We start from the raw sequence: 19,416 nt of genomic DNA on the forward strand, positions 1-19,416 counted from the left end.
AAAAAACCATGCTACCCACCGACTTACTTATCCACCGCTACACCGGCGAAACCCTAACCCCAAAACACCTAAACATTGACCCCAAAAACATCCAACTCGCCACCGACATCATCACCTGCTTTCAAGAAAACCTTGGCAACACCCAAAGCGAACTAGACCGGCAACTCCTCGAACTCGAAGGAGAAAGTACAGACTACCGCATCAAACGCGGAATAGCCCACCTTTTAAAAAGCAGCTTTTCCACCTTTGAAATCATCAGCCCCCTCGAACCCATCGAACTCAGAAAACGAGTATTTAGCCTAGCAGCCGAAACCACACCCAGCCCCCAAGCAACAGAAAAAACCTTACAAAAACTCGCCACAACATTAACCGAAGAACTTAAGCGAGAAGTCTTACCAATCGAAATAAAAACCGGCCTTTATGCAGATTTAAACGAAAACAAAATATTCACCCAATTTGAAAACCCAACCCCCCAAGAAATTCTCCACCGCTACAACTTATCCCAAGTTCAAGGCATCTTTTATCGCGCCACCCACATCACCCTAAACGCCCACAGAAACAACCCCGGAGAATACAAACTATTATTCCGATATTTAAAACTATTTCAACTCATGGCCTACATAGAAGGAGACGCCGATCACGGCTTCACCATCACCATAGACGGGCCCACCAGCCTATTTCAAAATAGCACCCGTTACGGCCTCGCCCTAGCCAAAATGTTACCCGCCTTACTGCACGTTACAAAATGGAGTTTAAAAGCCACCTTACAAACAAAAGACTTTTATACAAACGAATGGAAAGCAGGCCGGTTTGCCATCGATTCCGAATGCCAGTTAGTCAGCCACTATCCCCCCGGAAAACCTTACGACAGTATGCTAGAAGCCGCCTTTGCCGAACGCTGGGAAGCCCTAAAAACCGACTGGATATTAGAGCGAGAAGTTGATTTAATTCCCATCCCCGGAAGCGTAATGATCCCAGATTTTCGCCTTGTTCACCCCGACGGACGCACCTATTTACTCGAAATCGTCGGTTATTGGCGACCCGAATATTTACAAAAAAAATTCGCTCAAGTCCGCCGCTCAGAATGCACGAATTTAATATTAGCCATATCCGAAAGGTTAAACTTAGAAAAAGCCGGTGTAAATGTCCGAGACGTGCCGGCAAAAGTTATCTGGTTTAAAGACAAACTGCTCCCCAAATCAGTCTTAGATATTTTGGAATAATCGCCCGTCCGTCTTTATGCCAAGTATATAAAATCGGTTTTATATACTCCTCACACCCTCACACAACCAAACCCGCAATTATTAACACCATCTAACAAAGCCAACATTCACCCAATCAGTGCGGTAACTTGAGAGAAGTAAACAGCAATACAAAGAAATTATGGAGCCAGACTCACTACCCACAGAGGTCATATTGACCGAGCCAAGTCAGTCATTAGGAAGCATCCAACTCGACTGGAGCCCCCAACCCGGTCACTATCTCGACCTGCAAGGAAAAACCTACGCCGTCCTAGAACGCCGGCACCGCTATCAACTCCAATCAGGTCGCTACCGCCTCCAAAAAATCGCCATCTACGTTCAATCCGCACAGCGACCCATCGACACCAGCCTAATCAATGGACGCTGGATAATTGGTGATGTCACCTGTTGCTACAATGCCTTTTCAGAAATTATTCGATGTGCCGTAAATCCACAAGGGCCCTGCGATGGATGCCGGTATTATGAAACCTCCGAATAACCGGGAATGGGGGATTGGCTAGTAGGTGATTGGCGAAGAAGAAATGCTTTTTTTGACATTTTTATTGTGCATATCTTATTTACCAACACTCAACCAAACCCCTAGCTAGTCTAATTTCTCTGTCTAATTGTAGATGTCATTTTCCGCCAAAAAATCCTAACCTATAAAAAACAAAAACTAACCATTTAATCCCCTCTAAAAATGCTCCCAAAATTAGGCTTAGTTTGCATCACCACCACCGACGCAGTACGCTTTCGCACAGTCACCCGCAAGCGACTTTTACAACATAGCGAAATTGAACAACAAAACATTTTAAAAGAAATTTATCTCCACAATTTAAAACGCCTCAATAACTGCTGGGATTTTTGCACAGAGCGCCAAATTCGCCTTTATCGGCTCAGTTCAGAATTATTTCCCTTTGCCGATACCCCTGCCGGTGAAAACATCCTCAACGAATTAAGCGAACAACTCCAACAAACCGGCAGCCGCGCCATCGAACTCGGCATCAGAGTAGTAGTGCATCCTGATCAATTTGTAGTCCTTAGTTCTGACAAACTAGAAGTCATAAAAAACAGCATCAAAATCTTAGAAACCCATGCTTTGATCATGGATAAATTGACATTACCTCGCTCACCTTGGGCAATAATGGAAATTCATGGTGGAAAATCAGACAGATCGGAACGTTTAATTAATATCATTCAACAACTACCCGAAGGAATACGCAACCGGCTCGCCTTAGAAAATGATGAATATGCCTACAGCGCTTCAGAAATTTTAGATGTTTGTAAAGCCGCATCTATCCCAATGGTATTTGATGCACACCACCATATTATCCACGAAAAACTAGACAGCTACGACGATCCAAGCGTCAGCGAAATGCTCAAAGCAGCCCGCACAACTTGGCCGGTTTCTGACTGGCAACTCGTGCATATTTCCAACGGACGCGAATCATTTAACGACCGGCAGCACAGCGATTTTATTACCACCATGCCGAGTTGTTATATCGATGCACCTTGGATAGAAATTGAAGCCAAATTAAAAGAACAAGCCATCGATAAATTAAAACAAGAATGGCTACCATCCGACGCTGGGGAGCCGGTGCTTGTCAAATGCTGAACATCTAAATTACATTTTCATCAAGTCGATTAAAGCCGCCGATTTAACGCCGCCGGTTAGCTGATTATAATAACCCGTTAAAGCCGCCGGTTAAAACCGGCGTCTACACGAATAGGAAGTCCTACGGACTAAATAATGAAATCTCCTAACCCCGTAGGGGTTTTTTTCTTGTAGACGCCGGTTTTAACCGGTGGCTATTTAACTGTTTAACCGGTGGCTATTTAACTGTTTAACCGGTGGCTATTTAACTGTTTAACCGGCGGCTATTTAACTGTTTAACCGGCGGCTATTTAACCGGCGGCTCTTTATCCCAAATAATTAACTTATTACCCTCAAAAATTAACCCCCATTTTCCAAAACCTCACCCACCGGCAACCGAGAACCATTAACAAAATCCCAACCAGATTGAGGACGTTTCCCCGCCAGTTGCACACTATGTAAAAGCAATAAACCCTCACCCGTTTTAATCACCGGCCCGAAATTTTTAACCACACTCACAACCTCCCCAACTTTCCCCCCTAAACTTGATAAATCTTCCCAACTTTTCTCTAAAACATCAAAGCCAGCCGGCAACTCCCCCCAAAATTTCACCCCAAGAGGTACAGTCGCCAAAACCTTAATCGCCTCCCCACGAAACCTAGCCGCACAATTTGGATAAAACCCCCGAACTTGATTATGCAAACTAATAGCAGAACGCGACCAATCGATCAAAAAATCCTCCTTTTTAATCAGCGGCGCATAAGTCGCCAAGCTATCATCTTGGGGAATCGCTTCAACCTCCCCAGCTTGCAACTTTAACAACGTTTCAATTAACAAACTTGCCCCAATTGGAGCCAAAACTTCCGCCAACTCCCCAGCATTATCAAACAACCCAACCGGCGTAAAAGCCTTCAACAACATTGGGCCGGTATCCATCCCCACATTCATCAACATTGTAGTAATACCCGTTTCCTTTTCCCCCTCATAAATACACCACTGAATAGGAGCCGCACCGCGATACTTTGGTAAAATTGACCCATGAACATTAACACAACCCAACTTAGGCATATCTAAAATTTCTTGCGATAAAATTTGCCCATAAGCAACCACAACAAAAACATCAGCCCCAGCCTCTCGTAGCAAATTTAACGTCTCTGGATCTTTTTTAATGCGAGCCGGTTGCCACACCGGCAAATTGTATTCAAGTGCCACTTTTTTAACCGGCGAAGGTGATAACTCCTTCCCGCGTCCCCGCCGTTTGTCTGGTTGAGAAACCACCGCCAAAACCTCAAATTCTGGATGTTCTAACAAACCTCTCAGCGTCGGAACAGCAAACTCAGGAGTCCCAAAAAAAATAACTTTCATACACAAAATCTCACTCAAAATTTAGGAAATTTTATTATAAACCTCAGCCCCAGCCCCTCCAAGCAAAGAGCCTCAGATATACCGAAAACAAAACAGCCCCACAACCAACGGCTGCGAGGCATCAGGACAGATAAACGCTTCAACTTTATTCTCTGCAATTCTGTTGTGTTAGACTGCATAGCTTGTGCCGGTTTTAAAGCTGTCTATTGGCCAATACATTTTTCCACTCCAACACCCCCAGTTACAAAAAACGTAACCAGCACCCCCCCTAACTTTGTTTACCTTAACTTAGTAGAGAAATCCTTATGCACTCAGAGCAGCCCCAAGGCCGGCTGCTTTTTTATTATTTAACGCCCCCACAAGCAGAGCCATGCAAAGCCTTCTGGATCATCCCTTACTTTAACCTTATCAGTTCCCCATTACCAATTTCATAACCAAATCCCTATGATTAAATAACCAATTTGCTCCTCCTCCAGCCCCCATAGAACTTAAAGATAAAACACTTAAAATTGCCAAAGCCTTGCTATCTCCAATCGCCGCCGTTTGAAGATTGAGCCTAATCAAACAGGCAGCGACAACCAAAAGCATAACTTGAGTAAAAACATGAAACCAAGAAAGGATAATAACCGTTAACATAGCAGCGAATGTTACCGCAAAAAAGGCTTTTGTATCTGTGCTAATCCAGCGTAAAAAAAACTTCCGAATAATTGCCCAAGGCGAAGCCAAAGCCTCCGCCACCAATAAAATTAAACCCGTCACCAGTAGCCAAATCCAAACCGAAACCGCAGAAGCCGCTAAAAGCCATCCTAAATTGAAATAGGCAGCCAAGAAAAGAAAAAGCGAAAACTGATTATATAAAAAAGACATTTCAGCTTTTGTAAATCAAAGATTATTTTTTAAACCTAGCGTTGATTGCATCAATTAACCTCAGCACCCCCACCGGCCAGCCAAAATCCCTTTCCAAGCCTGCCGGCATCTTTAGATCCCCCATCGGCCTTGCCTCACCCATATCTCACCCCAGGTATTAATTGACTTCCAACCCAATCTAGCCCCTCAATTATAACTCATACATAAATCAAACTGCCTTTAATTTTTATTAAAAAAGGTGGGAGCCAAACCCACCCTAAAAAATCATCTCTACAAATTCGTAGAAATAGCCTCGACCGGACAAGTCGGAATACATTGCTCGCAAACAATACAACGAGAACGAGTGAAATTCAACTTAAAACTTTGAGAATCAAGCGTTAAAGCCTCCGTCGGACAAACCCCCGTACACAAACCACAATGAACACAAATTTCCTCATCAATTAAAATCTCTCGACTTGCCAAAGAAACATTAATATGCTGTGAACGCATCCACTCAATTGCCGCATCAAGTTCATCAATATCCCCCGAAAGTTCCACCACCAGAGTACCAATTTGATTAGGAGCCACTTGGGCGCGGATAATATTCGCAGCCACATTAAAATCTTTAGCCAGTCGGTAAGTCACCGGCATTTGGATCGCACGTTTTGGGAAAGTCAGCGTTACCCGTTTTTTCACGACAGAAAACTTCCAAAAAAGTTAGTTATATTTAAATCATAACTTCTCAAAAAAAAACCGATGACAGCCAAAACACCTCAACCCAACAACACCCCCGCCCGCGTGCGAAATTTCCTCATCGCCCTCGCCGCCATTATCCTCACCGTCGCAATTTTTATCGGTTTGCGGACAGAAACAACCGCCACCGAATTAACAGAACTCGCCGAAGAATCCACCCCCCTAGAACTCGCCCTCACCAACGGACAACCTACATTCATGGAATTTTATGCAAATTGGTGTACAAGCTGCATGGCAATGGCCCCAGAAATCAAAGAATTAGAACAACAATACCAAGGAAAAATCAACTTTGTCATGCTTAATGTAGACAACACAAAATGGCTGCCCGAATTAATGAAATATCGAGTTGATGGCATTCCCCACTTTGTATTTTTAAACAACAAAGCCGAAGACATTGGCGAAAGCATAGGCGAAGTCCCCCGCAACATTTTAGAAGCAAATTTAGAAGCACTAATTGCCGGCAACCCCTTACCTTACGCCAAAGCAAAAGGCCAAAAATCAGCCTTTGAAGCACCAGTAGCGCCCACAAAAAACAGCAGCAGTGATCCTCGCACTCACAGCAGCCAAGTTGTTAATTAAAACCCCTAACCGGCCTTCTCTCTTCAGGTGTCTCGCCCAGTGGCGCTGGCAACATCAACGCCCGCAATTGATTAATCACATCTCATGTTGCCCGATACCCCTGGGGAGAGAAGTCAGGGGGGAAATTTTGCCTCAAATCGGCAACTTATTAATATCCTTATTCGACCCAATCACCACCATAGCCGTCCCCTTTTGTAAACGCTTATTCGGAGAAGGATTAATTTCAAACTTGTTATCTTGACTCACCGCCAGCAAATTTAACCCATAACGCGAACGCAATTGCAACTCCGCAATCGTCCTGCCATGAAACTCTTCCGGCACAATTAATTCCACAATACTATTATCTGGATCAAGATCAAACCGGTCTAAAATACTCGGTTGCGTCAGAGTTTTTGCCAAAGTACAACCCATTTCGTGTTCAGGAAAAACCACATGATCTGCCCCGACTTTTCTTAACAACTTAACATGAATCTCCGTTGAAGCTTTCGCCACAACATGAGGCACACCACCCTCCTTTAAATTTAAAGTCGTAATCACACTTTCTTCAACATAATTACCAATCGCCACAATTACTGTATCAAACTCAAACAAACCGGCTTGTTTTAAAGCATAAGATTCTGTTGAGTCTAATTGCAAAGCGTGGGATGCAAGGTGATCCGTTAAAACTTGAGTTACCCGCTTTTCATCGGTATCTATACCTAAAACCTCGTATCCCAAACCGTGTAACGTTTGGCAAACGGCCCGACCAAACCGGCCTAAGCCAATCACAGCAAATTGTTTATTGTCTTTACGCAAACTGCGTAAGAATCCAAGCGAAGAAAGATTCACAGCTAATAAGTAGAGCAACGATGTTAATCTACATTACCAACATTTACCCCCAATTTCATTTTTTTTGGAGTTTGAAAGATAGAAAAAACTTATCACACTCCTGCATCCTCAAACCCCCATTCCCCAGTCGCTACATTATCCCACCAGCAAATTTTCTTCCGGGTATTTCACCGACGTAGGTTTAGGATCTCCCAAAACAGCACCCATCAACAGCAAAATTCCAACCCGTCCGATATACATAGTGGCGATAATAATCAATTTCCCAGCAACAGAAAGCTTCGCCGTGATGCCGGTAGAAAGTCCTACCGTCGCAAAAGCAGACACAACCTCAAACAAAATTTGAAGAAAATCATCTGGAGAATTCAAGTTATAACCAGGATCAGTCAAACTAATCAAAGTCGTGCTAATAATCACCACCATCAGCGAGCCAAAAAATACCGCAATGGCTTTTAAAATCAAAGAAATGGGAATTTGACGCTGAAAACATTGCACCTCATCTTTGCCACGCAAAACAGCCTGCGTACAACTTCCTAATACGATAAAAGTTGTGGTTTTAATACCCCCGCCAGTTCCTCCAGGCGATGCGCCAACAAACATCAAAACAATGGTAAAAAACAAACCCCCACTCGTCATTTTTCCAATATCAATCGTATTAAAACCAGCCGTGCGCGGCGACACCGATTGAAACCAAGCCGCCATTAATTTATGCCCAAAACTTAACGGCCCAAAAGTCTCTGGGTTGTTAAATTCCATCACTAAAAATACTAGTGTTCCAAGGATTAAAAGCGCCAGAGTCGTGCGAGTCGCAATTTTGTAATTTAGCGGAAAAACCACACAAGCCGAACTTCTTTTAAATCGATCACGTCCCCACAAATACATATTCATAATCACCTCATAGCCAATTCCCCCAAAAATAATTAATCCAGGGACAACCAAATTAACCAGAGGCGATTTTACATAACCTATCAAATTATCCGAGAACAAACTAAACCCGGCATTATTAAACGAATTTACACTATGAAAAATCGACTGCCAAAGCCCCCCATAGAACCCAAATTTAGGCACAAAAACCAACATCAACAAAAACATCCCCGTCAGTTCAAACAACAGCGTCGTAGCAATAATTGACTGCACAAGCTGAACCACACCGGCCAACCCTTGCTTATCCAAAGATTGCTGAATCGCAATTTTTTCTTTCAAGCCAAACTTGCGGCCCAAAATTAACAGCAAAAACGTGGTGGCCGTCATATAACCCAAACCACCAATTTGCACCAAACAAACTAAAAATAACTGCCCCCAAAACGAATAATATTTTCCAATATCAACCACAGATAAACCAGTCACACACACCGAAGAAGTTGAAGTAAACAACGCCGTTACCCAATTACTCCACGACCCATCTTGAGTCGAAATTGGTAACATTAGCAACAGCGTACCCGCAAGAATAACCGCCAAAAAACCCAGGCAAATTGTTCGAGAAACAGTCATGGGATTTGAGATTAGAGATTTGAGATTTTAGATTGGTAGATTTTTCACCACCCAAATTAAAGCTTACTCTACCTCAAAATGTCATCTTTTGATTAAAGTTCCCAAGCCGCTTGAAAAAAATCTAACTCACACTGCATCGCATAGCGATAAGCCTCAGTTTCCTTTTCCCCTACTGCATAACTATCGAGCAACGTTTCTAACTGCTTCGCCAGCCCTTCAAACTCCACATTACTGTAAGTGGCAATCCACTCCCCATAAACATGATCAGGAATACCATTTTTTGCCAAAGATTGCCCCAAAAACGCATATAAACGCATACAAGGCACCATCGCAGCCGCCGTCACCCCCACCTCAGAACTCCAAGCCGTCGCTAATAAAAAATCCGTATAGCGACGAGTCGCAGCAGCCGGCCTCACCTCAGCCAAATTCACCCCCCATTTTTTCGCATAACTTTTATGCAATTTTAACTCCTCTAAAACCCCACTTGCTAACCCATGAAACACCTCAAAACCCTGCCAATCACCACATCTAGCCGCAGCAACACAATAAGCCCGCGCAAACGCCTCCAAAAAAAACGCATCTTGTCCCACATAATAACTAAATTGATATTTTGGCAAAGATCCACTGGCAATGCCCTGGACAAACTTATTTTGTAAACAAGCAATCGCTAAATCCTCATTCAACCGCCACAAACTTTCTGATAAACTCATAAACTTTTACCAAACAATTACTAACCTTGCTAGTTTAGAATAAAACAATTATCCCTAAACAAAAACCCACCATGAACTTATCCGAAGAAATAAAACAATTTTATGACAACTCCACCGGCCTATGGGAAGAAACCTGGGGAGAACACCTCCATCATGGATATTATGGCCCCAACGGAGACCAAAAAAAAGAGCGCAGACAAGCCCAAATTGACCTAATAGAAGAAATCCTAAAATGGGCCCCCATCCAAAACCCAAAAAACATCATCGATATTGGTTGTGGAATTGGAGGAAGCACTCTATATTTAGCAGAAAAATATAACGCCAACGCCACCGGCATCACCCTCAGCCCCGTCCAAGCAAACCGCGCCACAGAACGCGCCAAAAATGCCGGTTTAGACCACAAAACTCAATTCCACGTCATAGACGCCCTCCAAATGCCCTTTCCTGACAATTCCTTTGACCTGATCTGGTCATTAGAAAGCGGCGAACATATGCCAAACAAACAAAAATTTCTCCAAGAATGTTATCGCATCCTTCAACCCGGAGGCACATTTATTTTTGTTACTTGGTGTCATCGCAATTTAGACCAAAACTGCGGCGGACAACTCACAGACGACGAACGAAAACACCTAGCAGAAATCTACAGAGTTTATTGCCTTCCCTACGTCATTTCCCTAGCCGAATATGAGCAAATGGCAACAGAAGCCGGTTTCAAAAACATTCAAACAGCAGACTGGTCAAAAGCCGTCGCCCCCTTCTGGGATACCGTCATAGACTCAGCCCTTAACCTTGAATCAATTTTAGGCTTAATAAATGCCGGTTGGACAACAATTCAAGCCGCCCTTTCCCTACCATTAATGAGTAACGGATATAAACGCGGCTTAATAAAATTCGGCCTTCTTACCGGCACCAAATAATCCCTTATTTTCTTTCCCAGGTATTACCTGGGAAGCCTATCTACCTGCCCTCATCTACTTCTGCATCCATCCACTTAATCCATCTGCGTTCATCTGCGTTCATCTGCGGTTTAAAAAACCCCCTTTCCCACCTAAAACAAACGGTAAACTTGAGACGCCGCCCGATGAACCAAAGAATGCCGGTAAACCAAACTTCTCATATCCTCACAATACCCCCCACCAATCACACAAGCCACAGGAAAACCAGCCCCAACACAAGTAGATAAAACCTGCATATCCCGACGAAACAAACCACTATCAGTCATCGCCAACTTACCCAAACGATCCCCCACATGAACATCAACACCCGCATCATAAAGCACCAAATCAGGCTTTACCTCAGAAAGCAAATCAGGTAAATAATTCGCCAAAGTTTGTAAATACTCCTCATCCTCCATCCCCACCGGCAAAGGCACATCTAAATCACTTCTTTGTTTATTCAAAGGAAAATTAACCTCACAGTGCATCGAAAACGTAAAAACACTCTCATCCCCCTCAAAAATAAAAGCCGTTCCATCCCCTTGATGCACATCCAAATCAACAATTAAAACCTTCTTCACCAACCCCAACTTTTGCAAAACACGCACCGAAATCGCCAAATCATTAAAAATACAAAAACCAGACCCAAAACCAGGGAAAGCATGATGCGTACCCCCCGCAGTATTACAAGCCAAACCACACTCCAAAGCCAACCTAGCCGTTAAAATACTCCCCCCCACAGCCACACAAGTTCGATTCACCAAAGCCGGACTCCAAGGTAAACCAATCCGCCTTTGCGCCTTCGCATCCAAACTACCCTCACAATATCCCTTAACATAACAACAATCATGCACCAACTCAATCCAATCTAACGGAGGTATAACCGGCCTATAAAACTGATTTTTGCTTACCACCCCATCCGCCAAAAGCAACTCATAAAGCAACCCAAACTTTTCCATCGGAAAACGATGTCCCACCGGCAACGGCACCACATAATCAGCATGATAAACAATCGGCAGATCCATTACAATTTTTTTATCCTCAAATATTTTAAATTTTCACCCCTAAGCAACTTGCAGTTTATCAAAAATCAAGATAAAAACAAATAAACACCCCTTCCCCATACCAATATGGAAAACACAATAATTTGGCAACAAAACAACCCCAACCCAGAAAACCCCACCAACCTAAACATCATCCGTCAATGGTGGGCCGGTCTTTCTGGCCAAAAAATCACCTGGAAACACCGCATAATTCCCCCCACCGGCGACATCACCCAACTCGACTGGGAACCCCAACGTTTTGACGAAACCTTCGATCTAACCACCCCAGAATTACGCGGAATCACCCTTTATTGGCGCAAACCCGACAATTCCCAAGAACGCAACATCACCCCCAGCAAACTAGAATTTCACCCTCAACAGCAACAACTTTACATCTATCCCCAATCCCAAAAAACTCTCATCATTCGCATCGGATTACCCGAACTCATCTTTAACAAAATCCAAATCAACAATCCCGAAATTCAATACACAACAACCGGCCAAACTCCCACCCTTATTTTCCGAGATCCCAGCCAACTAATAGAAATCAAAATCTCCCTCACCTCAGAAACCCTCCAACAACTTAAACAACAACTTTTAAGTTAAATTTGCCTTGGCAAAATCTCCAGTTTGAGCTAAAATTTCCAAAAGTTTTTTCAAATCAGGGAAACAAAAAATGTTACAATTGATAATGCCGATAGCCTTCATATTAGGCGGATATATAGCCGGGAGAATTTTTGAAAAAATCATCCTCAATAAAATCAAAATAATTCTCTCCCGAAACCAAATAGCCGGCCCAGAAATTTTTGTCCACTCCTTGCGGGGAGTCACCCTAGTTTGGTTTCTAATTGCCGGCATTTACGGAGCAGTCCTCAGCCTCCAATTTAATCAAATTTTCTCTCAAAACATAGCAGACACCTTCATCAAAATTTTAACCGCCTGCTTCATTTATTCAGTCACCGTACTTATAGCCCGACTAGGAGTTTCTTTTGTTGAAATCTTAACCTCAAGAACCGAAGGAGTTTCCGCCTCCCTACTTTCCAACCTTGCCAAAATCACCATTTATGTATTTGGTTTCCTCACAATCTTACAAACCCTCGGATTTTCCATCACCCCAATTTTAGCCACATTAGGAATCGGAGGATTAGCCGTAGCCCTAGCATTTCAAGATACCTTATCAAACATATTTTCCGGCTTATACCTAATCATTTCCAAACAAGTCAGACCCGGAGATTACGTCAAACTAGAAACCAACCAAGAAGGATATGTAATCGATATAACCTGGCGAAACACCGTCATCAAAGAAATACCCAATAACATCATCGTTGTGCCAAACAGCAAACTCGCATCAGCAATTTTCACAAACTATCATCTCCCCTCCAAAGAAATCACCATAAAAGTCGAACTCGGAGTTAGTTATGATAGCGACCTCGAAAAAGTTGAACAAGTCACCGTCGAAGTTGCCCAAGAAATCATGGAAAAATTTTATCAAAAAGACACAAATTTTCAAGCGTTTATATGCTACGAAAACATGGGCGATTATAGCATAAAATTCAACGTTTACTTACGAGTAGCAGAAATTCGAGATAAAAGATTTGCCATCCATGAATTCATCAAAAAAATACACAAACGTTATAAACAAGAAAACATCCACATCCCCTTTCCCAGCGAAGACATTTACATCAAAAGATAAAACCTTATAAAAAACCAAAACTTCGACCACACCGGCCACCCCAGTCAGCCAAAACAGCCCAAACAGACTTTCCCTTCCAGAACCAGCCGCAACGTACAGACGTTCCGCGCCTTACCTCTCTACCCCAAAAATAGACCTAACCGTAAACGATTCTGATAATCTGAACCTTGGTCAGATTTGATGCAGTTGAAGGAGATCCAAGTGGAACGCACATTTTTAGCAATCAAACCCGACGGCGTACAACGCGGCTTAGTCGGCCAAATCATCAGCCGGTTTGAATCAAAAGGCTTTACCCTCGTTGGCCTCAAACTAATGAACGTCAGCCGAGAAAAAGCCGAACAACACTACGGCGAACACAAAGAAAAACCCTTCTTTGCCGGCCTAGTAGACTTCATCACCTCCGGCCCAGTAGTCGCAATGGTATGGGAAGGAAAAGGCGTAGTCGCCTCAGCCCGAAAAATCATCGGAGCAACCAACCCCCTCAACTCAGAACCCGGCACCATACGCGGAGATTATGGCATCGACATAGGCCGGAACATCATACACGGTTCCGATGCAGTCGAAACCGCCCAACGCGAAATCGCCCTTTGGTTCAACGACTCAGAACTAGCCGGCTGGGAACCCACCCTCACCAAATGGATCTACGAATAAACCAAGTGATTAACTAAAGCTTGACTGGTGACACTTGACGAGAAAAAAATCACTCACCAGCAAGTTTCCAGTAGAAATCAAACAACAGGGGCACCCCCATCGGAGTGCCCCAAAAATTATAAAAATTGCATCAACATTGACTCCAGCCTGATTAATCACGAACCTTCTCAGGTACATCCTCAGCCACCGGAGTCACCTTTTCCTCAATCTGAATCAACTTCCGCTTAGAAAAGCCCCACAAAAACAAACCACCAATCGCACTAATCATCAACCAATCAGGCGGCACCAAATCATCATTAAAAACCCTCAGCAAAAGCCGTAAACCCACCAAACCCACCGTCACATAACCGGCATCCTCCAAGTGGACAAACTCATCCAACCAGCGGATAAACAACCCCGCCATAAAACGCAACACCACAATCCCAATCGTCGCCCCAGTCAAAACCAGCCAAGTTTCATCAGAAACCGCTATCGCCGTAGTCACACTATCCAAAGAAAACGCCAAATCCGTTAGAGCAATCATTGGAATAGCCTGCCAAACATTCGCAAACCGAGGGCCATGATGCTCACCATCCTTTCCCTCAGCCGAACTAAAATGCTGGTAAACCAACCACAACAAATAAACCGCACCCAGAAACTCAAACTGCCAAAACTTAATCACCCAAGTAGCCGTTAAAATCAACCCCATCCGCAACACAAACGCCACCACCAACCCCAAGTTAAGCGCCTGACGCTGCATCCGTTCATTTCCCAACCCTTGAGAAATAGATGCCAAAGCAATCGCATTATCTGCCGACAGCACCGACTCCAGCGCCACCAAAATCACCAGCAGAAAAAACGCATCTACCCCGAAACTCGGATAAAAATCTAAAAATTGGTCTAACATTACCGCTTTTCGTGCCTCAGATACTTACAAACGACAAGCAATCAGCCCTTTGTCTGATTTAGCAAGATTCTCTTTACTCAGCTTAACCTGAACCTGAAAACCCGACCTCCCTCTGCCCCCTCCCCTTCTCCGCCCCAAGCCTAAGATTTCTTTTGTTGCAACTTGTAACAACACCCTTCCAGAAAAGCGCAAATTAGTTCAAATTGGTGAACGAAACAGTTTTTATCTGGAGTTTTATAGCCATGCCTTTAACTGACACACAAGTTCTCGTTGCCCTCGTCGTCGCCTTGATCCCAGGGATCTTGGCTTTCCGCCTTTCCACCGAACTTTACAAATAAACTCAAGATAGAGGGCCATCCCCAACTCTTGGGAAGTGTGGGTTTTCCACCACTCAACAAACTCTTGCTTAAAAAATTGTCCAATTGGTCACAAATTTTTTAGCCACTCCCCGGAAACCCCCACTCCAAACAGTCCTGACAGCCACAGCCAGCCGCTGAAAGCTGTGAGGGCTGTTTTTTTGAAGCAGATCGGTATGAGGCGACACCAATCTGGTAAAAACGGTAAAATTCAGCTATCCTAACAACCGCCATCTTTTAATTTAAAAGCCTGCCAATCGAAGCTCTAGCTATAGTAAATAAGTTGCCAAACTCACTTACTCTCACTCCTTCAGGCTGATTAACAACTCCATGACTGCCATTCAACCATCAAGAGAACTCAAGCAACCGGCCCAAAAAAGCCGCGTGCGAACCCCTACAAAAGCGCGGCGCAAACAGCGTTCAAATCCTCACGTTGTCATCGCTACAGAAACAACCCTCAAATTAGCTGTTAATGTTGTCCTTTCAATCGTCGCGGTTACTGCCTTAGTAAAACTATTACCTCACAACCGCTCAGGCCAAGAAAAACTACAGCAAATTCAAACCGAAGTCAAACAAACCGAAGATCGAGTCAAAGCCCTACGAGCAGATTTTAATCGCTCATTTGACCCGCAACAAGCCAAAACAATCATGCAAGAACACAGTCACCGCACTGATCCCGAACAATTACAGGTTATCTGGCTAGAAAATCAAAAAACCCCAGACTTAACCGCAACTCCCCCAACTCCAGAAATGGATTTTTAAGCACTCATCGGTGGCATAAGTTCTTTCAGCCAGCTTTCCACCCGACAAACCAAGCGACGATCTGAATCATTCCCCAATTGCTCTAAAGCTCGCCGGTAGTCCGCCACCGCATAATTCCAATCGCCCAATAAATGATAAGTCCGCCCTCTTTCTGCCCAAATTTTGCCCTTCAATCCCCCCAGCAGCAAGGCAAAATCAAAATTATCTAACGCTAACTCATAAATTCCCATATCTCGAAACGCTATTCCCCGATTGATCCAAGCCCTAATATTAGCTGGGTTGAGGTCAATGGCAATGTCATAATTAGCGATGGCGGCAATCAAGTCCCCAATGCTGGCATAATAATTCGCCCGATTGTTATAGGCACCGGCCAAATGCGGATTCAGCAAAATGGCCCGATTATAATCAGCTATTGCTTTATCGAGTTGTCCATTTCTGGCATACATCAGCCCTCGGTTATTGTAATCTGTCGCACTCAACGGATTCTTGCGAATTAACTCACTCAAAATTTCAATGCTAGTCTGCAAATCACCAATCTCAGCAGCTTGCAGTGCGCAGCGGCGTGTGGTGCTAGGATCTTCGGAAATATATTCGGGAGCGGTCGTTTGTTGGAGGTTCGTCATCGAGTGAGAATTCATAGCCTTATCCCTGGTAGCCTTTGAGAAACACTGTATTAGCTTCCTTCTTTAGACGGAATCCTTGTCTGTGTCAGTTTCCCATGCGTCTTGAAATTCTGCCCCAACTGGCACAGCAAGCGGTTTTTTTTACCTGAACTCCCTACAGTTTCGCCTTTAAAAGCTTTATTCCTTGCCTGACAATCTTTTAACTGGTACAGCTTTTTTTATTCCTCTTCCCGTCTTCGACTCTTCCCCCCCTCCCTAAGTAGGGAATAGGGGGATTAGGTTTTTACTTTATGCCGCATCTGCCAAAACAGAGTCGTGCGTTAATAAATCCACAGCAGCTTGATATTGTGGATCAGCTTCGGTAGCAACTTGGGATCGGGTAATGCCTTCGAGTTTCACCAAGCGATCCGGCGTGATGCCTAGTTTATGAATATCTCGGTGATTGGGGGTTTCGTATTTAGCGACGGTGACAGCCATCCCTGAACCGTCGGAGAGGTCAAATAACGATTGAATTAAGCCTTTACCAAAGGTTTTTTCGCCTATCAAAACTGCCCGCCCGTTATCTTGCAGGGCACCGGCTAAAATTTCACTGGCGCTGGCGGTACCTTGATTCACTAATAAGACTAACGGATCGTTGGTCAAAGCTTCGCCAAAGGCTTCAAAACCGCCTACTATGCCTTGCCGGTTGACGGTGTAGACGATGGTGCCGGTGTCTAACCATAAACGGGCAATTTCGATGCCGGCTTGCAATAACCCCCCCGGATTATTTCGCAAATCAAGGATATATCCTTGGGCTCCTTGTTTTTCAAAGTTGGCTATGGCGTGGGCAACTTCGGCGGTGGCGTTGGCATTAAATTGATTGAGGCGGATATAACCGATTGGTTTACTGCCGGTGGGGTTTCGCAGTTCTGCATACACTGGGTTAAGGGCAATTCGATCCCTTACCATATCAATTTTTAAATTCTCTTGACTATTTTCTCTTTTTATGGTAAGCGAAACAGAGCTACCAATGGGGCCGCGCATTTGGCCAGCCGCATCATCAAGGGAAAGACCGGCGGTAGAGATGCCATCAATTTCAAGGATCTGATCGCGGGGTTGAATGCCGGCCCGTGAAGCCGGAGAACCTTCGATAGGCGCGACTACTTCAATTTTTCCATCTTCGTCGAGGACGATTTGCAAACCTACGCCGGTGAGTTCGCCGGAGGTGCTGACTTGTAAATTTTGATATTGATCTGGCGTCAATAGGCGGGTAAAAGGGTCGTCCAAGCTTGCCAGCATTTGAGAAATAGCGCCATAAGTTTCTTCGCGGCTTTTGAGGGGTAATTTGAGGGCTTTTTGCCGGATTTTCCACCAATCTTGATGGTTAAAGGTGTCATCCACATAGGCACGTTTAACGATGCGCCAAGCTTCGCTATAAAGCTGTTGTTCCACGCCAGAGGCGGCGCTCTCGCTTAGGGCTGAGGCGCTTTGGGAAAGCCCGCTAAAGGAGATAACTAGAATCAGTGCTATTTTGAGAACCCAGGAAACTCGTTTGTGCATGGTGGTTAATATTTGATGAGAATGATTTGCCGCCTTAGCCTTTGTATTTATCGGCATTGACACGAATTGTCGAAATAAAACTAAAAAAAAATTTAGCTTTTGAGTTCGGACGGCTTGACTGTGGTAAGAGATTGTTAAAACTATGTTACAAAACTGCCGTCACCAGTAGGGCTGTGGAGAGAAAGAAAGGTTTGTTAAGAAAGTGTTTAGTTGGGGAGGGTAAATGAAATTATCAGCGGATGGGTAATATTATTTACCAGCCCAGCCAAAATAATGATGTATTAATGCCTACCAAGGACGAAACTGTGCCAGCGAAGCCCCAAAGGCTTTGAAAGACAATCATGCCAGCCAGAATGTCCCAAGCTTCCCAAAAAAAAGCCAAAAAGCGGAATTCAGAAATGTGATAAAATTTAACAACTGACTCATAGATGATCAACCGGCATCAAAGCCTTTGGCAAAAGCCTTTGACAGCTATGTGTTCCGACACACGCAGCGAATTTAACTCGCGCACGTTTCCTGTGCCTTGGGGAGGGCTCTCGCCTTTCCTCTCCAATGACCCGCTACGCCATAACAAGCGTTGCCTGAGTGAGGGGAAGTGTTGAGAAATAAAAACGGCAACCTTGACAACATAACAGTGATCAGGTAAAATTAATCGCCCCTTAGCGAAAGCTGAGGTTTGCAGATTGAAGCCGCTTCACTCTTGAAAGGAAGAAGCAGAAACGTTAAATTTTCTAGTACAGCAATAAATTTTTTTGGGAACGCTTGCTTTATGGCCAACGTCTATGACTGGTTTGAGGAGCGCCTGGAAATTCAGGCTCTCGCAGATGATGTAACAAGCAAGTACGTCCCCCCCCACGTCAACATTTTCTATTGCTTGGGCGGGATCACCTTGACTTGCTTCTTGATCCAGTTCGCCACTGGATTCGCCATGACGTTTTATTACAAGCCGACGGTAACTGAAGCGTTTTCCTCGGTGCAGTATTTGATGACTGAGGTTAACTTCGGTTGGCTCATCCGCTCCATTCATCGCTGGTCCGCAAGCATGATGGTATTGATGATGCTCCTGCACGTTTTCCGAGTTTACCTGACTGGCGGTTTCAAAAAGCCCCGCGAGTTAACTTGGGTAACAGGTGTGATTTTGGCAGTTATTACCGTTTCTTTTGGTGTAACTGGCTATTCTCTGCCTTGGGATCAGGTCGGTTATTGGGCAGTTAAGATTGTGTCAGGGGTTCCGGAAGCCATCCCGGTTGTGGGATCTCTGATCGTTGAATTGCTCCGGGGTGGCGAAAGTGTTGGTCAAGGGACTCTGACCCGCTACTATAGCTTGCACACCTTTGTTTTGCCTTGGTTGATTGCGGTGTTCATGTTGTTGCATTTCTTGATGATCCGCAAACAAGGCATCTCTGGGCCGTTGTAAAAAGCAATGCAATTGTAGAGACGTAAGTTATTGCGTCTCTACAGGGTTTTGAAATAAGAAAATTCAAGACTCTTAAAATGATTTCAGCGAGCGCACAGTAACAGGAG

Annotated in this window: 21 protein-coding genes; 11 read left to right on the forward strand and 10 right to left on the reverse strand. The window is 44.3% G+C overall.

The genetic code is table 11. The annotated features are described in order from the left end of the window. The first annotated feature begins 8 nt into the window (after positions 1 to 8). The 3 genes from NG798_RS16605 to uvsE all read left to right on the forward strand — a co-directional run bounded on the left by NG798_RS16605 (position 9) and on the right by uvsE (position 2,856). On the forward strand, positions 9 to 1,223 hold the full coding sequence (locus tag NG798_RS16605; protein WP_261224802.1) for a DUF790 family protein: 1,215 nt from the start codon (positions 9 to 11) through the stop codon (positions 1,221 to 1,223). A 160-nt stretch (positions 1,224 to 1,383) separates the two neighbouring features. Beyond that, on the forward strand, positions 1,384 to 1,740 hold the full coding sequence (locus NG798_RS16610) for a DUF6464 family protein (RefSeq protein WP_261224803.1): 357 nt from the start codon (positions 1,384 to 1,386) through the stop codon (positions 1,738 to 1,740). A gap of 201 nt (positions 1,741 to 1,941) precedes the next feature. Further along, entirely contained in the window at positions 1,942 to 2,856 is a 915-nt protein-coding gene (uvsE, locus tag NG798_RS16615; RefSeq protein ID WP_261224804.1) for a UV DNA damage repair endonuclease UvsE, read from the forward strand. A gap of 339 nt (positions 2,857 to 3,195) precedes the next feature. On the opposite strand, the gene fmt is transcribed toward uvsE, so the two are convergent. The 3 genes from fmt to NG798_RS16630 all read right to left on the reverse strand — a co-directional run bounded on the left by fmt (position 3,196) and on the right by NG798_RS16630 (position 5,742). Beyond that, a complete protein-coding gene (fmt, locus tag NG798_RS16620) occupies positions 3,196 to 4,200 on the reverse strand; it encodes a methionyl-tRNA formyltransferase (protein ID WP_261224805.1) in 1,005 nt (334 codons plus the stop codon). A 408-nt stretch (positions 4,201 to 4,608) separates the two neighbouring features. Continuing rightward, complete coding sequence (locus tag NG798_RS16625) at positions 4,609 to 5,067, reverse strand: hypothetical protein (protein ID WP_261224806.1); 459 nt, start codon at positions 5,065 to 5,067, stop codon at positions 4,609 to 4,611. A 270-nt stretch (positions 5,068 to 5,337) separates the two neighbouring features. Then, positions 5,338 to 5,742: an NIL domain-containing protein gene (locus NG798_RS16630; RefSeq protein ID WP_261224807.1), complete on the reverse strand. Its 405-nt coding sequence runs from the start codon at positions 5,740 to 5,742 to the stop codon at positions 5,338 to 5,340. Positions 5,743 to 5,802: 60 nt separating this feature from the next. Here NG798_RS16630 and NG798_RS16635 point away from each other — a divergent pair, with 60 nt between their 5' ends. Beyond that, entirely contained in the window at positions 5,803 to 6,378 is a 576-nt protein-coding gene (locus tag NG798_RS16635; RefSeq protein WP_261224808.1) for a thioredoxin family protein, read from the forward strand. Between the two features lie 132 nt (positions 6,379 to 6,510). Here the strand turns inward: NG798_RS16635 and NG798_RS16640 are convergent, their stop codons facing one another. From NG798_RS16640 to NG798_RS16650, 3 genes are all read right to left on the reverse strand, one after another. Continuing rightward, positions 6,511 to 7,206 (reverse strand): TrkA family potassium uptake protein, encoded by a 696-nt coding sequence (locus NG798_RS16640; RefSeq protein ID WP_261224852.1) that lies wholly within the window; start codon positions 7,204 to 7,206, stop codon positions 6,511 to 6,513. A gap of 135 nt (positions 7,207 to 7,341) precedes the next feature. Then, positions 7,342 to 8,694 carry a TrkH family potassium uptake protein gene (locus tag NG798_RS16645; protein WP_261224809.1) on the reverse strand — a complete coding sequence of 451 codons (1,353 nt, stop codon included), beginning with the start codon at positions 8,692 to 8,694 and terminating at the stop codon, positions 7,342 to 7,344. A 92-nt stretch (positions 8,695 to 8,786) separates the two neighbouring features. After that, positions 8,787 to 9,404, reverse strand: coding sequence for a TenA family protein (locus tag NG798_RS16650; protein ID WP_261224810.1), 618 nt, complete (start codon positions 9,402 to 9,404; stop codon positions 8,787 to 8,789). Positions 9,405 to 9,475: 71 nt separating this feature from the next. On the opposite strand from NG798_RS16650, the gene NG798_RS16655 reads away from it, so the two are divergent. Then, positions 9,476 to 10,321, forward strand: a complete 846-nt coding sequence (locus tag NG798_RS16655; protein WP_261224811.1) for a methyltransferase domain-containing protein — start codon at positions 9,476 to 9,478, stop codon at positions 10,319 to 10,321. Between the two features lie 131 nt (positions 10,322 to 10,452). On the opposite strand, the gene NG798_RS16660 is transcribed toward NG798_RS16655, so the two are convergent. Next, complete coding sequence (locus NG798_RS16660) at positions 10,453 to 11,364, reverse strand: histone deacetylase (protein WP_261224812.1); 912 nt, start codon at positions 11,362 to 11,364, stop codon at positions 10,453 to 10,455. A gap of 105 nt (positions 11,365 to 11,469) precedes the next feature. On the opposite strand from NG798_RS16660, the gene NG798_RS16665 reads away from it, so the two are divergent. From NG798_RS16665 to ndk, 3 genes are all read left to right on the forward strand, one after another. Beyond that, on the forward strand, positions 11,470 to 11,988 hold the full coding sequence (locus NG798_RS16665; protein ID WP_261224813.1) for a hypothetical protein: 519 nt from the start codon (positions 11,470 to 11,472) through the stop codon (positions 11,986 to 11,988). A gap of 70 nt (positions 11,989 to 12,058) precedes the next feature. Next, positions 12,059 to 13,075 (forward strand): mechanosensitive ion channel family protein, encoded by a 1,017-nt coding sequence (locus NG798_RS16670; protein WP_261224814.1) that lies wholly within the window; start codon positions 12,059 to 12,061, stop codon positions 13,073 to 13,075. 201 nt (positions 13,076 to 13,276) lie between these two features. Further along, complete coding sequence (gene ndk, locus NG798_RS16675; protein ID WP_261224815.1) at positions 13,277 to 13,726, forward strand: nucleoside-diphosphate kinase; 450 nt, start codon at positions 13,277 to 13,279, stop codon at positions 13,724 to 13,726. Between the two features lie 151 nt (positions 13,727 to 13,877). Here ndk and NG798_RS16680 read toward each other — a convergent pair whose 3' ends face one another. Next, a complete protein-coding gene (locus NG798_RS16680) occupies positions 13,878 to 14,612 on the reverse strand; it encodes a TerC family protein (RefSeq protein ID WP_261224816.1) in 735 nt (244 codons plus the stop codon). A gap of 242 nt (positions 14,613 to 14,854) precedes the next feature. Here NG798_RS16680 and psaM point away from each other — a divergent pair, with 242 nt between their 5' ends. Both psaM and NG798_RS16690 read left to right on the forward strand, forming a co-directional pair. After that, the gene (psaM, locus tag NG798_RS16685; RefSeq protein ID WP_261224817.1) at positions 14,855 to 14,950 is read left to right on the forward strand and encodes a photosystem I reaction center subunit XII; all 96 of its coding nucleotides are present in this window, start codon (positions 14,855 to 14,857) and stop codon (positions 14,948 to 14,950) included. 348 nt (positions 14,951 to 15,298) lie between these two features. Beyond that, positions 15,299 to 15,730 carry a hypothetical protein gene (locus tag NG798_RS16690; protein ID WP_261224818.1) on the forward strand — a complete coding sequence of 144 codons (432 nt, stop codon included), beginning with the start codon at positions 15,299 to 15,301 and terminating at the stop codon, positions 15,728 to 15,730. Here the strand turns inward: NG798_RS16690 and NG798_RS16695 are convergent. Then, positions 15,727 to 16,368 (reverse strand): tetratricopeptide repeat protein, encoded by a 642-nt coding sequence (locus NG798_RS16695; RefSeq protein WP_261224819.1) that lies wholly within the window; start codon positions 16,366 to 16,368, stop codon positions 15,727 to 15,729. The two genes, NG798_RS16690 and NG798_RS16695, sit on opposite strands and share 4 nt — an antisense overlap. 273 nt (positions 16,369 to 16,641) lie before the next feature. Then, positions 16,642 to 17,892 (reverse strand): carboxyl-terminal processing protease CtpA, encoded by a 1,251-nt coding sequence (gene ctpA / locus NG798_RS16700; RefSeq protein ID WP_261224853.1) that lies wholly within the window; start codon positions 17,890 to 17,892, stop codon positions 16,642 to 16,644. A 769-nt stretch (positions 17,893 to 18,661) separates the two neighbouring features. Here ctpA and petB point away from each other — a divergent pair. Then, positions 18,662 to 19,309, forward strand: a complete 648-nt coding sequence (petB, locus tag NG798_RS16705; protein WP_261224820.1) for a cytochrome b6 — start codon at positions 18,662 to 18,664, stop codon at positions 19,307 to 19,309. The last annotated feature ends 107 nt before the right edge of the window (positions 19,310 to 19,416 follow it).

Origin of the sequence: Ancylothrix sp. D3o, assembly GCF_025370775.1 — a bacterium.
Taxonomy (GTDB): Bacteria; Cyanobacteriota; Cyanobacteriia; order Cyanobacteriales; family Oscillatoriaceae; genus Ancylothrix.

Excerpts from the sequence above, each read along its gene's own strand:
- uvsE (WP_261224804.1), top strand. The coding sequence starts at position 1,942 with ATGCTCCCAAAATTAGGCTTAGTTTGCATCACCACCACCGACGCAGTA.
- NG798_RS16625 (WP_261224806.1), bottom strand. The coding sequence starts at position 5,067 with ATGTCTTTTTTATATAATCAGTTTTCGCTTTTTCTTTTCTTGGCTGCC.
- ctpA (WP_261224853.1), bottom strand. The coding sequence starts at position 17,892 with ATGCACAAACGAGTTTCCTGGGTTCTCAAAATAGCACTGATTCTAGTT.
- NG798_RS16680 (WP_261224816.1), bottom strand. The coding sequence starts at position 14,612 with ATGTTAGACCAATTTTTAGATTTTTATCCGAGTTTCGGGGTAGATGCG.
- psaM (WP_261224817.1), top strand. The coding sequence starts at position 14,855 with ATGCCTTTAACTGACACACAAGTTCTCGTTGCCCTCGTCGTCGCCTTG.
- NG798_RS16670 (WP_261224814.1), top strand. The coding sequence starts at position 12,059 with ATGTTACAATTGATAATGCCGATAGCCTTCATATTAGGCGGATATATA.
- NG798_RS16605 (WP_261224802.1), top strand. The coding sequence starts at position 9 with ATGCTACCCACCGACTTACTTATCCACCGCTACACCGGCGAAACCCTA.
- NG798_RS16660 (WP_261224812.1), bottom strand. The coding sequence starts at position 11,364 with ATGGATCTGCCGATTGTTTATCATGCTGATTATGTGGTGCCGTTGCCG.
- petB (WP_261224820.1), top strand. The coding sequence starts at position 18,662 with ATGGCCAACGTCTATGACTGGTTTGAGGAGCGCCTGGAAATTCAGGCT.
- NG798_RS16650 (WP_261224810.1), bottom strand. The coding sequence starts at position 9,404 with ATGAGTTTATCAGAAAGTTTGTGGCGGTTGAATGAGGATTTAGCGATT.
- NG798_RS16690 (WP_261224818.1), top strand. The coding sequence starts at position 15,299 with ATGACTGCCATTCAACCATCAAGAGAACTCAAGCAACCGGCCCAAAAA.
- fmt (WP_261224805.1), bottom strand. The coding sequence starts at position 4,200 with ATGAAAGTTATTTTTTTTGGGACTCCTGAGTTTGCTGTTCCGACGCTG.
- NG798_RS16695 (WP_261224819.1), bottom strand. The coding sequence starts at position 16,368 with ATGAATTCTCACTCGATGACGAACCTCCAACAAACGACCGCTCCCGAA.
- NG798_RS16645 (WP_261224809.1), bottom strand. The coding sequence starts at position 8,694 with ATGACTGTTTCTCGAACAATTTGCCTGGGTTTTTTGGCGGTTATTCTT.
- NG798_RS16655 (WP_261224811.1), top strand. The coding sequence starts at position 9,476 with ATGAACTTATCCGAAGAAATAAAACAATTTTATGACAACTCCACCGGC.
- NG798_RS16665 (WP_261224813.1), top strand. The coding sequence starts at position 11,470 with ATGGAAAACACAATAATTTGGCAACAAAACAACCCCAACCCAGAAAAC.
- NG798_RS16610 (WP_261224803.1), top strand. The coding sequence starts at position 1,384 with ATGGAGCCAGACTCACTACCCACAGAGGTCATATTGACCGAGCCAAGT.
- NG798_RS16635 (WP_261224808.1), top strand. The coding sequence starts at position 5,803 with ATGACAGCCAAAACACCTCAACCCAACAACACCCCCGCCCGCGTGCGA.